14 protein-coding genes are annotated in these 14941 nt (G+C 49.0%); all 14 read right to left on the bottom strand.

Features of this window, described 5'->3' with window-relative positions:
• Positions 1 to 13: 13 nt before the first annotated feature.
• On the bottom strand, positions 14 to 541 hold the full coding sequence (locus M1L23_RS13575; RefSeq protein WP_252627978.1) for a hypothetical protein: 528 nt from the start codon (positions 539 to 541) through the stop codon (positions 14 to 16).
• Positions 541 to 1773: a type II secretion system F family protein gene (locus M1L23_RS13570; RefSeq protein ID WP_252627977.1), complete on the bottom strand. Its 1233-nt coding sequence runs from the start codon at positions 1771 to 1773 to the stop codon at positions 541 to 543. Before M1L23_RS13570 ends, M1L23_RS13575 begins: the two co-directional genes overlap by 1 nt.
• The gene (locus tag M1L23_RS13565) at positions 1766 to 3574 is read right to left on the bottom strand and encodes a GspE/PulE family protein (protein ID WP_252627976.1); all 1809 of its coding nucleotides are present in this window, start codon (positions 3572 to 3574) and stop codon (positions 1766 to 1768) included. Before M1L23_RS13565 ends, M1L23_RS13570 begins: the two co-directional genes overlap by 8 nt.
• Positions 3574 to 4641 (bottom strand): tetratricopeptide repeat protein, encoded by a 1068-nt coding sequence (locus tag M1L23_RS13560; RefSeq protein WP_252627975.1) that lies wholly within the window; start codon positions 4639 to 4641, stop codon positions 3574 to 3576. The genes M1L23_RS13565 and M1L23_RS13560 overlap by 1 nt, the downstream gene beginning before the upstream one ends.
• Positions 4638 to 5549: an ExeA family protein gene (locus tag M1L23_RS13555; RefSeq protein ID WP_252627974.1), complete on the bottom strand. Its 912-nt coding sequence runs from the start codon at positions 5547 to 5549 to the stop codon at positions 4638 to 4640. The genes M1L23_RS13560 and M1L23_RS13555 overlap by 4 nt, the downstream gene beginning before the upstream one ends.
• A gap of 7 nt (positions 5550 to 5556) precedes the next feature.
• Positions 5557 to 7233 (bottom strand): pilus (MSHA type) biogenesis protein MshL, encoded by a 1677-nt coding sequence (gene mshL / locus M1L23_RS13550; protein ID WP_252627973.1) that lies wholly within the window; start codon positions 7231 to 7233, stop codon positions 5557 to 5559.
• Positions 7230 to 7583, bottom strand: coding sequence for a hypothetical protein (locus tag M1L23_RS13545; RefSeq protein WP_252627972.1), 354 nt, complete (start codon positions 7581 to 7583; stop codon positions 7230 to 7232). Before M1L23_RS13545 ends, mshL begins: the two co-directional genes overlap by 4 nt.
• The gene (locus M1L23_RS13540) at positions 7573 to 8091 is read right to left on the bottom strand and encodes a hypothetical protein (protein ID WP_252627971.1); all 519 of its coding nucleotides are present in this window, start codon (positions 8089 to 8091) and stop codon (positions 7573 to 7575) included. The genes M1L23_RS13545 and M1L23_RS13540 overlap by 11 nt, the downstream gene beginning before the upstream one ends.
• Positions 8072 to 8755: a PilN domain-containing protein gene (locus M1L23_RS13535; protein WP_252627970.1), complete on the bottom strand. Its 684-nt coding sequence runs from the start codon at positions 8753 to 8755 to the stop codon at positions 8072 to 8074. The genes M1L23_RS13540 and M1L23_RS13535 overlap by 20 nt, the downstream gene beginning before the upstream one ends.
• Positions 8752 to 9720 carry a type IV pilus biogenesis protein PilM gene (locus M1L23_RS13530; RefSeq protein WP_252627969.1) on the bottom strand — a complete coding sequence of 323 codons (969 nt, stop codon included), beginning with the start codon at positions 9718 to 9720 and terminating at the stop codon, positions 8752 to 8754. Before M1L23_RS13530 ends, M1L23_RS13535 begins: the two co-directional genes overlap by 4 nt.
• A 204-nt stretch (positions 9721 to 9924) precedes the next feature.
• Positions 9925 to 10959, bottom strand: coding sequence for a dihydroorotase (gene pyrC / locus M1L23_RS13525; RefSeq protein ID WP_252627987.1), 1035 nt, complete (start codon positions 10957 to 10959; stop codon positions 9925 to 9927).
• A 171-nt stretch (positions 10960 to 11130) separates the two neighbouring features.
• Positions 11131 to 13080 carry a MacB family efflux pump subunit gene (locus M1L23_RS13520; protein ID WP_252627968.1) on the bottom strand — a complete coding sequence of 650 codons (1950 nt, stop codon included), beginning with the start codon at positions 13078 to 13080 and terminating at the stop codon, positions 11131 to 11133.
• Between the two features lie 9 nt (positions 13081 to 13089).
• Positions 13090 to 14226 (bottom strand): efflux RND transporter periplasmic adaptor subunit, encoded by a 1137-nt coding sequence (locus M1L23_RS13515; protein WP_252627967.1) that lies wholly within the window; start codon positions 14224 to 14226, stop codon positions 13090 to 13092.
• Between the two features lie 7 nt (positions 14227 to 14233).
• Positions 14234 to 14839, bottom strand: a complete 606-nt coding sequence (locus M1L23_RS13510) for a thymidine kinase (RefSeq protein ID WP_252627966.1) — start codon at positions 14837 to 14839, stop codon at positions 14234 to 14236.
• Positions 14840 to 14941: the final 102 nt, after the last annotated feature.

Here is a 14941-nt window from a genome sequence, read left to right as displayed (position 1 = left end):
TAATATCTACCTTTTAGTACAATTTATCAACTTTCCCGCTGTTTGGGTAATAGTGAAACCCTTCTATGCCGCCATAATAAAATTTACACAATGGTGCTTGGCCTGTGGCGTCGTATTCAACTTTTAGCTCGCGTTTTAATTGCCCGGCCTGCCCAAGTAAATGCCAAAGCTCAACACAGCCATTTACGCCCTTACTGCGGGCCATGGGCCAGCCGGTGCGGCTCATTAACACTCGTACTGTGCCTTGGGCTTCTATGCTGGGGTTGCCTGCGCTGTCCCATTCCGCTAGCGACAAATACACGTCGCTGGGTTGCCCTTGGCGCATCCATTCAACCCGCGCCAGCATTATATTATAATCGAAGCGGCTTAAAGCGGTATCAAATTCAACGTCGCGCCAGCTGGCATTTGGGCTAAACATGGCGCGAATAAACCAACTAGCAAACAATGCCACCAATAAAAACGCCAGCAAGGTAATATAAAAACGTTTGGTTTTAGCTTCGTTGTTTTTACCTTGCCGAGAATTACTCTTCGATAAGGCCACTACATGCTACCTGTCATTTCCATCATACCCCACATAGGCAGGAAAATACCCATAGCTAATATGCCCACAATAATAGCTACCCCCCCAATAAGTACGGGCTCTATTTTAGACAATAAGTTTTTCAAGTCGTAGTCTACTTCGCGCTCGTAGTATTCGGCCGACTCTAATAATAAGTCGTCGAGGTTACCGGTTTCTTCCCCTACGGCTATCATTTGCAGCACTAGCGCACTAAACATGTTACTGGCTCGGCTTACCCTGCTAAGCGATTCACCCCGTTCTATGCCACGGCGCATTTCAATAATATGTTTGCCCATGTAGCGGTTATCAAGCGCTTCAGACACTAAGTTAAGGGCCTGAGTTAGTGGCACCCCTGCGCTTAGCATTACGCTAAAACTGCGGCAAAAACGGCCTAATAACGACCGTTCTATAATGTCGCCCATAATAGGGATGCGTATTTTCCAGTAATCCCATTTTTCTTTCGCTGAGTCTTGGCGCATCCAGTATTTTAGCCAACCAATACCCGCCGCTATGGAAAGCAACAACAGGTGCCAGTAATTAACAAAAAAGTTTGAGCTCACTAATAACATACGAGTAACTAAGGGCAGTTCTACGTTCATGCTGGCAAACATGCTTACGAAGTTTGGAATAACAAACATATTCAACACGAAAATAGCTATAAATAAGCTTATTACTACAAAACTTGGGTAGCGAGTGGCTTGCTTAATACGCTTACGAGTTTCTTGTTCGTTTTCAATATAAAAAGCTAATTGCTGAAAGCTTTCTTCTAGCCGACCGGTATTTTCACCCACATGCACCACCGCAATAACTAAGCGCGGAAACACTTTGGGGTAGTCGGCCATGGCGGCAGAAAGGCTGCGGCCACGCTCTAACTCGTTGCTAATACCATGCAGCGCTTTACCTAACTGTTTGTTGGTAGAGTTTTCTGCCAAGCCCTGCACTGCCCGCAGCATCGACACCCCTGCTTTGGTTAGGGCATACATTTGCCGAATAAACATCACTAAGTCGGGCAAAGGTAATGGCCGTTCTAGCAGGGCTTTAAAGTCCACATTACCAAATAAAGAGCCACCCGCTTGGCCGCCCGCAATAATACTTAAGGGTACTATGCCGCGGCGCACCAGTTGTTCTGCTACCGACGTTTCACTTGCAGCCGCAAGCCTACCTTGTACTTTATTGCCTTGCTGGTCGCGCCCTTGATAGCTGTAGTTAATCATTGCTTAGCTCGCTTGAGCTTGGCTGACCTTCGCCCTGCTCGCTTAACTGCTGCTGTAAAGCGTGTTGTGCGTCTAATTCTGCGTCGTCTAAATAAGGTAAACCCGCCACTAAAGTCATTACTTCTTCAATGGTGGTAATGCCTTGTGCTGCATAGTTTAAGGCGGTTTGTGCTAGTGTGGTAAAGCTTTTGTCGGCACTTACCGCTTCAGCAAATGCTTGAGTGTCGCTTAACCGCAACGCCTTCATCATGGCTTCGTCTATTTCGAGTAATTCAAAAATACCAATTCGGCCTCGGTAACCGGTGTAGTTGCAGCGCTGGCAACCGCGGCCCTTCATTAAGGTTGCACCCGCCGGAATTGCCCCAATAAGCACGGTAACTAAGTTTAAGTCTTGAGCATCGGGTACATGGGGGGCACCGCAGTCTTTACATACCCGGCGTAATAACCGCTGGGCTAATACGGTACGTAGTGCACTGGCCACCAAATAAGGTGCTGCACCCATATCAATTAGCCGCATGGCACTGGTAACGGCGTCGTTGGTGTGAAGTGTCGACAACACCAGGTGACCTGTAATAGAGCCCCGCAAACCAATTTCTACGGTTTCTTGGTCGCGCATTTCCCCCACCATGATTATGTCGGGGTCTTGGCGCAAGGTGGTGCGCAGTACGCGGCCAAACGTAAGGCCAATTTTGCTATTTACCTGCACTTGCGAAATTCGCGGCAAGCGGTATTCCACCGGGTCTTCTACGGTAATAATTTTCTTTGCCGGCTCGTTCAGTTCACTTAAAGCGCCATACAAGGTGGTGGTTTTACCCGACCCCGTTGGCCCGGTTACTAGAATTAAGCCATGGGGGCGTTTTAAGTGGTGGCGGAAACGCTTGATCATGTCGGCGGGCATACCGGTTTCGTCGAGATTAAGTAACCCCGACGACTGGTCGAGCAAACGCATAACACAGGCTTCGCCGTATTGAGTAGGCATGGTAGAAAGCCGCACGTCTATTTGGCGATGGCGAATACGCATTTGAAAGCGGCCGTCTTGTGGCAAACGTTTTTCAGAAATGTCGAGCCCCGACATGAGCTTTAGCTTTAACACCACTGCACCAGCTATATTCATTTCGCCGAGCATGTTTTCTTGTAACTGACCGTCTACCCGCTGCCGAATACGTAGGCCCTTGGCGTCTGGCTCTAAATGTATGTCCGACGCCCGTACCTGAATGGCATCTAAAAATATTGATTGCAACAGCCGTGAAACCGTTACGTCGCCTTCATCGTCGCTGTCGCTTAACGAGGTTAGTGAAAATTCTTCTGTGGTGCCGCTTTCTTCTTGTAACTGCTGCGCAAGGTTGTCAATTTCTTGCGTGCGCCGGTACAGGTTGTCGAACGACTCCATTAATTGCTGTTCGGGTACCACCGCTAAATCAATTTGTCGCGGCGACAATAAATCGCTAATGGCATCAATGGCACTAAGGTCGGCAGGATCACTCATGCCAATAGTAGCACTGTCGGCGTCGGCTTTTAGCACCAAGGCGCGGTGGCGGCGGGCTTGTACTTCTGGCAGTAAACGCACCACATTGGGGTCGAGGCGTAGTTCACGAATGTCGACCAAAGGTACGTTAAGTTGCTGCGACAAGAATTCAAGTAACTTCTGCTCGCTTATAAAGCCAAGCTCGACCAAGGCATTACCAAGCTTGCGGCCACTGCTTCGTTGAGCTGTGAGTGCTTCCGTTAGTTGGGCTTCAGTAATAATACTTTCATGTACCAACAAGTCGCCAAGGCGCATGCGTAATCGTGGTCGACGCATTATCGTAGCTCCTCAACACGTTGATGAATAAATTCTCGGGTGGCGGTGCCTATGCTGGGGTCGTCGAGGGCACGCCGAAACGCCTGCAAGGCTTGCTCGGTTAACTGTAGTTGCTGTTGCGCTAAAGCAAGCCCCAACCACCAGCGCCCTTCTCGTGGCCGCCAGCTAGTAAGCACTTGGTAAGTTTCGCTGGCTACTTGGTAGTCTTCCAATTCACTGGCTAACGCACCCCGTAATATTAATAAGTCGGCATTGGCGGGTAATTCATTTGCCACATTACGTAAAGCGTTTAGCGCCATAGCAGGCTCGCCGGCCCGTTCTAAAATACGGGCTTGTACCAATACTAAACCGGTTTCACCAGGAAACTCTTCCAGCCCTTGCTCTAATACAGCTAAGGCGTCGGTTAAAAAACCATAACTAAAATAATACACTGCTAATTGTTGCCGCGCTTCATGGTAATCGGGGGCCATAAGTAGCGCTTCTTGCAGCCGCTGGGCACCTTGTTGCGTTCGCCCGCCTTGCAAGTCGCTCATGGCCTGCTGAAAACGGCGCTCGGCTAATACTTTAGGTGGTGTATTTGAACGCTGTATGGCCATTTCACCAACCGGCTCTGGCTCAACTTCTGGCACAGGGGTAACCACTGGCTCGGGTGTTGCTGCGGCTGTTTGCGGCTCTGTTACGGGCTTAGGTGTGGGCGCAGGCTTTGCTTGCGTAGCTGCTTCAACCACGGGTACAGCAACTGGCTTAGCTAGAGTTTCGGCCATTGGTGGCCGCGCTTGGCGTGGTTGGGCCAGGCTCTGCGGCTGCGCCTGTGGTGGCAGGTTAACGGTTTCTTCCACGGGGTTTGTTACTGCTTCAACTGCCACAGTGGCAGGCGTATTCATAACCCGCCAAACCCACAGCACCAGCAGCAACACAACGACCGTGCTAATTACACCCAACGCCATAAACAGCCAAGCAGGCCAAACCCGCTTACCTGTTTCGTAGCGCGACGTAGAGCGACCAGCCTGTTGCTGTTCGCCTTCGCGCTTGTCGATGTCTTTTAGCATTTGATTAATCAAGCTCATAGGTTCACCCAACCAAGTCCATAGGCCAGCGTAGCAACCAACAATACGCCTATTACAATGCCGGTAGTGGTCCAAACCCAAGGGCTGTAGCCCAAGCTGTTTGCGTCTTCCGTGTCTTTTACGGCGGCTATAATATCGTTCCGCTCCAAATAAAACCGCCCTGCGCCGTAAGCAGAAAGCAGTGCCTTGTGGCTAATAACGTTAGCAAGGCGCGGCACGCCACGGCTTGCTTTATGCACTAGGTGCGTTAATCGCGGGGTAAACATAGGCGGGCCTCGGTAGCCTGCCACTTGTAACCTATGGTGCAAATAACGGCCAAATTCTTCTTCACTTAAGGTGCTAAGCCGATACGAAAAGGAAATTCGTTGGCGTAGCTGGCGTAACTCGCGCGTAGCTAAGCGCTCGTCTAGCTCGGGCTGCCCAAACAGCACTAAATGAACTAATTTCCGAGTTTCGGTTTCAATATTAGAAAACAACCGCAGGGCTTCTAAGCTTTCTTGCGGTAAAGCCTGGGCTTCGTCGAGCAAAATAACCACCGAGCGGCCCAATTTGTTTATTCGCAACAATTCATTTTCGAGCGCTTGGGTTAATTTGTGCTGATCGAAATTGTCGACCCCTTTAATACCCAGTTCAACCGCTATAGCTTGGCGCAGCTCGGCGGGTGAAAGGTAAGGGTTCGGAATATAAGCAGTTACAAAATGGTCAGGTATTTCATTTAATAATTTTCGACACAGTAAGGTTTTACCCGTACCTACTTCGCCCGTTACTTTTATAAAGCCTTCTCCGGTTTTTAATGCCGTTAGTAGTACGTCCAAGGCTTCGTTATGCACTTGTAGGTCGCAATAAAAACTGGTGTTTGGGGTTAGCGTAAAAGGAAGTTCCCTAAGCCCAAAATGATATAAATACATAGGCTACTTAGTCTGCCTCATACCAACGGCGCAATAAGTCGCGTGAGCGCTCTAACTCGGCGTCCCAGGTGTCGGCGCCTACAATGGTTGGCCGCAACATAATCACTAGCTCTTTTTTCGTTTCCAGCTGGCGACGGTTGGTAAACAATTCGCCTAAAAATGGTACCCGACCCAATAAAGGCACTTGGCTTACGTCTTCCGAATAACCGGTTTGCATTAAGCCACCAATAATAACCACTTCGCCGTCGCGGGCCCGAATAATGGTGTCCGACTCGCGAATATTACTGCGGGCTAAGGGCAATACAAAACGTTCGTTGTTTAAGGAAATTACTTTTTCTTGCTCGGTGGTTTCGGTTACCGACGGGTGAATATGTAGGGTAATTTGCCCCGACTCACCAATTTGCGGGGTAACGTCGAGCGCTATACCAGAGAAAAACGGTGTTAATTGAATATTTGGCGTTGAAGTGGTGGCGGTACCCGTTACCGTGGTGGTGGAAATGTCGGTAACAAAGTATTCGTCTTCACCAATTTTTATCACCGCTTTTTGGTTGTTAGTTGCTGTCACCCGTGGGCTTGAAAGCACTTGCACTTGGCCTTGGCTAGACAGCAATTCAACCATGCCGCCAAAGGTTTGGTTGGTAAAACTTAACCCCAGCACACCGCCCAAGCTACCGTTTTCCACATCGGCGCCGCTAAAGGTAAATTCAGTTACCCCGCTGCCTATTTTACTGGTAATGCGCGACCAATCAACCCCTTGTTGATACTGATCGCTTAGGGTTACTTCCACAATTCTGGCTTCCAGTACAACTTGGCGCTGCAGGCTACTTTGGGCCATTTTCAAAAAGTCGCGGGCGGCTCGTATTTCCGCAGGCAAGGCGCGTATGGTGGCCAAACCCGCTTGCGGAGAAACCACCACATGCCGACCTTCGCCCGTACCAATAATGCCTTGTAGAATTTCTTGTAAGCCCTGCCAAAAGTCGGTTTCTGAGGTGGTACTAATAGAACTACCCGCCTGGCCACTACCTAAAGCACTGTTGTTATTTTGCAAGCCTTGATTATTAGAATTGTCGCGACCCGAAGAATTATTATCAAAGCTTGAGCTCGACCGGCTACGGCTATTGTTACTATTGTTGCTATTACTGTCGACCACGCCACCTGCGGTAATTTGAGTTTGGCTAATACCGTAACGGCGCAACGCTAGGTAGTCTAACGTTAGCGTTTCAACCCGTAAGCCCGCAGGATAAACGCGAAATACCCGGCCTTCTTTACGAATGTCGAAGCCATAAATATCTTGTACTACGTCGAGGGTTTCTTGCAAGGTTACGTCGCGTAAAGTCACACTAATTAAGCCACGTACGTCGGGGTGTACCACCAAACTATAGGGAGACTCGTCGGTTAGCTGGGCAAAAAAGTCGGCTGCCGGCATTTGTTTCGCCTGCACTGAAAAGCGTGGCTCTTCAAGTAACGAACGAATAGATGCGTCGCGCGCGCCCATATTTTCTCGTAGCTCGGCTCGAACGCTGGCCGGCACTTGGCGCTCTTCTTCGGTAGCCACAGGCGTGCCTGAACGTAGCATTTCTTGCGCATCGGCTGATAACTGCTCCGGACTACGGCTTACGCATGCTGCCAACAGGCCTGCTATTAATACCGATACTCCAACTTTAATTAGCTTATTATTCGTCATTCAATGTCCCTGCGTATTGTCATCTGCGTTCGCTCGAAAACTGTAAGCACTAGTTTTTCACTACCTTGCGTAAGCTTTACTTCCGACGCTTTAATATTTTCAACTCGCCACTGGCCAATACTGTCGCCTACTCGGTAAACTTGGCCGTCGATATGTGCACGAGAGTAACCTTCCTTGTACCAAATACTTTGTAACCGCAACTTGGGCATACTGCTTGAGCCAGCGGCTTCATCGTTATGTATATCTGCCGGTGGCCGAGTTGGGTCTACAGCAGGCCGTTCGGCTAGGGTTGGTGTGGCCACCACGCCTAAACACAAGCCCAAACTGAGTAACAGCATATTACGTTTCATCGTTCGCCGCCGAATAGCTTAAAGTAAATAATTCCAAGGTAATATGCGCCTTGGGATGTTCCATTACTTGGTAATCTAGCCCTTGCCAATAAAATGCTAAGGGCAACGCCGAAAGCGCTTCTAATGTTAAACCGGTACCTGGCTCTAATAATGCTTGAATCCAACCGAGTAGCTGTTCTGGCTGGGTGAATTCTGCTTTCTCGTCGAGTAAGCGGCCGAGCTGATCACGACGCTCTACTGAACGCTGATAACGCTCGCGCAATAACGCATTCGGATCTTGTGCCAGCTGTAACTCTATATTTTGTATTTCTACGGCTAATTTTTCCGTTTCACTTTGTAATGTTGTGTGGTCGACAATAAGTTGCTCATAGCTTAGTTTTGCTGGTTCTATGACTAACAACCAACTTAGCCAGCTCAACATGCTTACCAGCACAATACTCAGCAACCAGCGTTCGCGTTCAACTCGGGCTTTAAAAAACTGATCAAACTTAAGGTATAGGTTTTTCATCTGGCACCTCACCTTGAAGTTGTTCGTTAAATTGATTGAGCAAGTTGCCGCTATTTGCAGCGCTTTCTGTTGCAATAGGTGCTTTCGGTTTACTTAGCAACGCAAAACTTAAAATATCGCGGCTGTCGCGGCGCAGCTCTACTACCGAAAACTTATGGGTTGTTAATGTGCTGGCCGCATCAAACTTGGCCATCCAACGGGGAATAAGCCCCGGCGCAAGGGTATGCCCTTCAAGCTCAACCCCACCTGCCTGAATACTAATACGCGTTAGCCATAGGCCAGCCATGTGAATTGACGCTAGCTCTTGTAATACGGGCGACAAATTGTCGCGGCGTATTTTACCGCGCCGATTAAACTCGTCTAACAGCGCTCGCCTTGAATCGGCGTCTAATTCAATACGCTCGGTACGGCGTAATAATAACCTGTCTGGCTGCTGGCGGCTAAGTTGGCTTGCTAATTCAACCATGTGAGTGCTTAAAGCGGTTTGCTCGTTACGCGCTTCATTGTGCGTTTTGGTTAATGTTGTTGTAGCGTATTCGTACCCACCGCGGGCGAAAGCGCTAACCACCACCACAATCAGCAGGCTAATTAGCAAGCGCCCTGTGGTAAGCAGCTCTTTCGAGGGCCGCAACGAATCGTGATATAAGTTTATATCGCGTTTCATGCTGGCTCCCCGCTATTTTCTGCAACGGGCCTAGTTAGCCACACTAACCCAGACAATACGGGCAAGTCGCTGTAGTCACTGGCTTTCAGTTCTTGCGCCCAAGCAGGATAAGGCAGCACACCACTGTTCAGGCCCAGCTGCGCCCCTAAAACAGCTACTAAATCTGCCGCTTGTGGATGCGCTGTGGCAATACAAATTTCGCTTAACGGTGCCTGCCGTAACTGCCCGGTGTAATAATCAATAGACCGCTGTACTTCAAGCGCCAGCACTTCAAGTTCGCTGGTGTCGTCAATAGCAATTTTGGTTAAAGGCTGAATTCGATTTAAGTCGCGACTAATAACCAACATATTATTGGCAATAATATGTAATTGATTCACATCACGGAAAGATTGGGTTAACACCACTAGCTTTTCGTCGGGGTTAAACCAACGGCTAAAGGCAAGCGTGGCGTTCACAATACCTTGAATGTCGAACTGGGCGGCATGCAATACATCGAGTAAAGGTTGAAGAAACGTTCGACTAGCAACCACCACTTGAATTTTTTTACTACCACTGGCGTGTATGGCCGGATCGTAGAAGTCGGCAATAATGTCGGCAGCTGGGGTTTTAACTAAATCTTTTAGGGTCCACTGTAGCGCCGCAGCTATTTCTTCATTGGCAAGCTCGGGCTTTTCTACGCTTACTTCTTCTGTAAGGTCGGTACCTAACACTAATTGTAGGGCTTGACGTTTAGTGGCAAACTTTTCATAACGTTTCAGCAAGGCGCTTAACGCTTCAGGCACGTTCTCGTTCTCAACGCTTATGTCGTCGTTAACAATAAGCTCCCAATGGGTATTTTGCCAATCAATTCCTTTATCGGCAGGCACGGCCGCAGGCACCGCTTTTAAAATAGCAATGTGAACCGCTTCCTTGTGCACACTAATAGAGTATGCATATTGGTTTTTCTTTTTATTGGGCCACTTCAATACGTCTGCCTCTATTCCTTAATAACGCTTCCCTTGTTTGCTTTCTTGCTTGCCATTACACGCGAAAAACCTCCCTTACCCTACTTTAACAACCAAGTTAAAAGAAAAAGGGCGCAAAAAAACACTATAATCATACTCTAATGCAAAAAGTAGTACATCAATTTATATTGAATACCCCACCATTAAACTTCAAGCGCTACGCCTTTAGATTTGTAGCCGCCACTGTAATTCCTGCCCAGCCCAGTAAGGTACAAAAGTTTGCCCTGCAACTTGAACTGTTTTAGGCACCTGCCAACTTTCATTCACTAAGGTTATTTTGCTGTCATTTACTGGCAACCCGTAAAATTCAGCGCCAAAACGGCTCGCGAAGTTTTCTAGTTTATCTAATGAATTCATGCGGCTAAAAAACTCCGCATACAGTTCAATGGCGGCTGGGGCAGAATAACAGCCGGCACAACCACAGGCATTTTCTTTATTCGATTGTGAATGTGGAGCCGAGTCGGTGCCGAGAAAAAACCGTGAACTACCACTAACGGCTGCTTGCTGTAGGGCTTCTTGGTGGGTACGACGCTTTAATACGGGTAAGCAAAAATTATGCGGGCGCACACCGCCTACCAATAAATCGTTACGATTCATTAGCAAATGTTGTGGTGTTATGGTTGCCGCCACGCCTTCCCGTGCTGCCATTACAAACTGTGCGGCTTCTGCCGTAGTAATGTGTTCTAGCACAACTTTTAAACGCGAATGCTGTTCAACTAAATGGCGTAGGTAACGGTCGATAAATACCTTCTCGCGGTCGAAAATGTCTACATCGGCTTCAGTTACTTCCCCATGCACTAACAGTGGTACGCCACATTCTGACATGGTTTCAAATACTTCTGCCATATTGGCAACATTGGTAACGCCTGCCGCCGAGTTAGTGGTAGCGCCCGCAGGATAAAGTTTAAAACCAATAATATGGGGCGCTTTAGCTGCGGCCCTAATTAAGTCTAGCGAGGTGTTTTGAGTTAAATAAAGGGTCATCAGTGGTTGAAACTGATGCTGGCTTGGCACGGCAGCAAGAATACGTTCACGATAACTTGCTGCGGCTTCAAGGCTGGTTACCGGGGGCACTAAGTTGGGCATAATCACCGCACGGTGAAATACCTTTGAAGTTTCGGGCACTATATCGTTTAGCACATCGCCGTCGCGAACATGTAAATGCCAATCGTCGGGGCGTAAAATAGTAATGCGCTGCAACTGCATAGCCGTAGTTTCCTTTATTTGCTGATGTACTACCTACTATACCGTAAGTAGTACATCAGCCCAAATGGTTGAAATCAAATAACTTGCTTATTATATCGCGAATTTATGCTCATTACTTGTACAACACACTTAGCGGCCCTAGTTCATTTACCTGCTGTTGCAATATTACTCATTCATAAGTGCTTGTACTGGATCTAACTGGGCTGCTTTTCGGGCCGGTACATAACCAAACACCAAGCCAATAATGAACGCACAACCAAAGGCTAACACCACCGGTGCCGTTGAATACACCACCGCGGTACCTAAACTTGCCAGCACCCAGGTAACACCTAGGCCAATAGCAACCCCCAAGGCGCCACCAATCAGCGAAACCGTAACTGCTTCAATTAAAAACTGCTGCTGAATAAGGCTCGGCTTAGCACCAACGGCCATGCGTATGCCTATTTCACGGGTACGCTCGGTTACGCTTACCAGCATAATATTCATTACACCAATACCGCCCACTACCAATGAAATAACGGCAATAACGCCAAGTAGCACTGTCATGGTGTTTTGGGTTTCGGTGGCGGTTTCAATAATTGACGCCATATTTCGAATCATAAAGTCTTCAACGCCATGGCGCTCTAACAACAAAGCGTGCACGTCGTCTTGTACTTGTTTCATTAGCTGGGCGTCGGAAGTTAGCGCCGCCACGGTAACATTGCGTAAATGGCGTTGACCAAACAGGCGCAGGCTACCGGTGCTATAGGGCACAAACACCACGTCATCTTGGTCTTGCCCCCACGGCGTGGCACCGCGCTCCTCCATTACACCAATAACCCGAAACAGCACATTATGAATAAGCATAACTTCACCCAGTGGGTTTCTGTCAGGAAACAACTGCTTACGTACTGTTTCACCAATAACCGCCACCGTGGCATATAGCTCTTCGTCTTCTTTAGTAAAAAAGCTGCCTTGGGTTAAGCCCCATTGCCGCGCTTTGGTAAAGTCGGCGTAGGTGGCATTTACTTGGGCTTCTTTGTCGAACCCTTCTCGGCGCAAGGTGCGGCTACCGGTTAGTTCAGGCACCGCAGCTAAAATATTGGGCAAGGTATTGATGGCGTCTACGTCTTCTGGCATAAGCGTGGCTACTTGCCAGCGGCCGCGCATATTCGGCGCCCCCGGGTATACCGACAACAGGTTCGAGCCCATAGCGCTAATACGATCTACTACTTCTTGCTGTGCCCCTTGGCCAATGGCAAGCATAGAAATAACTGCCGCCACGCCAATAACAATGCCTAACAAAGTTAGTGCGGTACGGAATATGTTGGTGCGCAATGAATTTAAGGCCGTTACTAACGAGCGCCAGGTACTTTGGCCCCACGAAGGTGCTTTGTGAACTAACGAAGGCTTGGCTTGGCGCTGTTCCGGTTTGGCATGTTCGGCCATTTTGTCAGACAGTATGTGGCCGTCTTTTAATTCTATAACGCGGTCGGCGTGTGCAGCCACTTCTGCTTCGTGGGTAATTAAAATAATGGTGTGGCCTTCTTCCGACAGCTGTTTCAACAGTGCCATAACTTCCGCCGAGCTAGCACTGTCAAGCGCCCCGGTGGGCTCGTCGGCAAGAATAACGTCGCCGCCATTCATTAACGCCCGGGCAATAGACACCCGCTGTTGCTGCCCACCTGAAAGCTCGCTGGGTTTATGGTGGGTTCTGTCCGCTAACCCAAGCCGAGTAAGTAAGCCTGTGGCACGCTCTTGCTGTTCGGCCCGTGAGGCGCGGGTGTAATTGGCGGGCAGTTCAGCATTGGCTTGGGCCGTTACGCCCGAAAGTAAGTTGTACTGTTGAAACACAAAGCCAAACGACTCGCGGCGTAATTGCGCCAGCTTGTTGGCCGCCATGTCGGCCACTTTTTCGCCCCGAAACCAATAGTCGCCTGAGCTGGCTTGGTCTAAACAGCCTAAAATATTCATTAGGGTTGACTTACCCGAGCCCGAGCTACCAATAATGGCAACAAATTCACCGGGATAAACGTCAATGTCGATACCATGCAACACTTGCGTAAGCACCGTGCCGGTTTGAAAGCTTCGGGTTACACCGCGTAACCGAATTAATGGCTGCTGTGACTCTTTCATGGTTGTCCCTTATCCACGACGCATGCCGCTAGGGGCACCGTTTGGTCGGGCTGGTTGGTTAGCTCCGCCACCAAGTAACACCACATCGCCTTCGACTAAGCCCGACTTAACTTCCACATGCACCCGGTCAGACAAGCCTACTTCAACTATAACTTTTTCTACCATACCATTGCGCCGCACTTGTACTTCGGCACGGTTCGGCCCGCGTGGGCTAATGGCAGCGGCCGGTACAGAAAGCACTTGCTCGGCTTTATTCACCACAAAAAATACTTGTGTGGTCATTTTAGGTAATAAGCGGCCACTGGCGTTTTCCACGTCAAACAAAGCGTTATATAACACCACGTTGTTTTCAACTTTAGGGGTTGGTTCAATTAGGTCGAGCTTACTGTGCCAACGCTCGCCGCGGCTACCTAAGGTAGTAAAGTACACTTCTGTGCCTGGCTTTAGGCGGCTAATGTCGGCTTCTGAAACCTGTGCCTGCACCCGCATAACCGCTAAATTAGCAATAGTTAAAATAGTTGGTGTGGTTTGTGCCGCGTTTAAGGTTTGCCCTTGGCGTGCCACCATATTCACAATAGTGCCGCTCATGGGGGCAAAAATACGGGTGTAGTTTAAGTTCGCTTCGTCGGCCCGTAACGACGACTGGGTTTGTTCAATTTGCGCTTTAATGCCGTCTACTCGGGCTGCTTCTGCTTTTGCTTGTGCTTCGGCGGCTTCAAGAGCCTCTTCTGAGGTGGCGCGGTCTTCACGTAAACGCTGCTGGCGACGCAAATTAAGCTGCGCTTGTTGGTGCAACGCTATCCGCTCGGCCAGCTGTGCCTGTTGATATTTTAGTTGCGCGCGCACACCGTCTAGCCGGGCGGCTAAAACCGTAGCGTCAATTTCTGCTAGCAACTGCCCTGCTTCAACCGTGTCGCCTACATTTACATGCAGCACTTCTAGCTGCCCAGAAACCTGTGCACCTACGTCTACGTAGTCGCGGGGCTCTATGCTACCGGTAGCGGTAACAATTTGTTCAATGGTACGCACCTCTACTTTTGCAGTTGGTTGCTGACCTTCATTTTTATCGGTTTTTGGCAATAGCCACCACGTGGCTAAGGCCGCCACAACAACTAAACCAAGGATGCTTAAGATCCATTTTTTCATACATTTATTACTCCAAGTCTGCAGGCTGCTCGCCTACATCGGCTAATGCTTCTGCCCAGTGCTTCCGACAGCACGAGATATAACGTTCGTTCCCGCCAATGGCGATTTGTTCCCCCGCTTTAACCGCATTTCCATGCTGGTCAACGCGCAAGCTCATGGTGGCTTTGCGGCCACAATGACAAATTGTTTTCATTTCCGATATTTTATCGGCTACCGCTAATAACACCGCGCTGCCCGCAAAAGCCTGGCCAAAGGCGTCGGTACGTAAGCCGTAGCACATTACTGGTATATTTAGCTGATCAGCAACTTTGGTAAGCTCCCACACCTGCGCCGCAGACAAAAATTGGGCTTCGTCGAGCAACACACAGTCGAGCGCTTGGGTTTTATGGGCAGCGGCTATAAGGGCAAATAAATTTTCGCTAGGCAAAAAGGCTAGCGCTTCGCGTTCAATGCCTAAGCGAGAGTGAACCCTGCCTACACCTGCGCGGTTATCAAGGGCGGGGGTAAGTAGTAGTACATGTTGGTTACGCTCTTCGTAGTTATGGGCCACTTGCAACAACGACGTACTTTTACCCGCATTCATGGCCGAGTAAGTAAAATATAAGGATGCCATAAGCTTTAGATTCCATTTCTAACCAAGGGCAAAAAATTATAATTTGGTGCTGAACCTTACCTAAGGGTGAAGTTGTGCGCAATTCGTTTACAGCGCAACGGC

Origin of the sequence: Aliidiomarina quisquiliarum (assembly GCF_023922585.1) — a bacterium.
In the GTDB taxonomy this organism is placed as follows: Bacteria; Pseudomonadota; Gammaproteobacteria; order Enterobacterales; family Alteromonadaceae; genus Aliidiomarina; species Aliidiomarina quisquiliarum.
The sequence above is the reverse complement of the archived record's forward strand: the minus strand, read 5'-3'. Positions and strand labels throughout refer to the sequence as shown.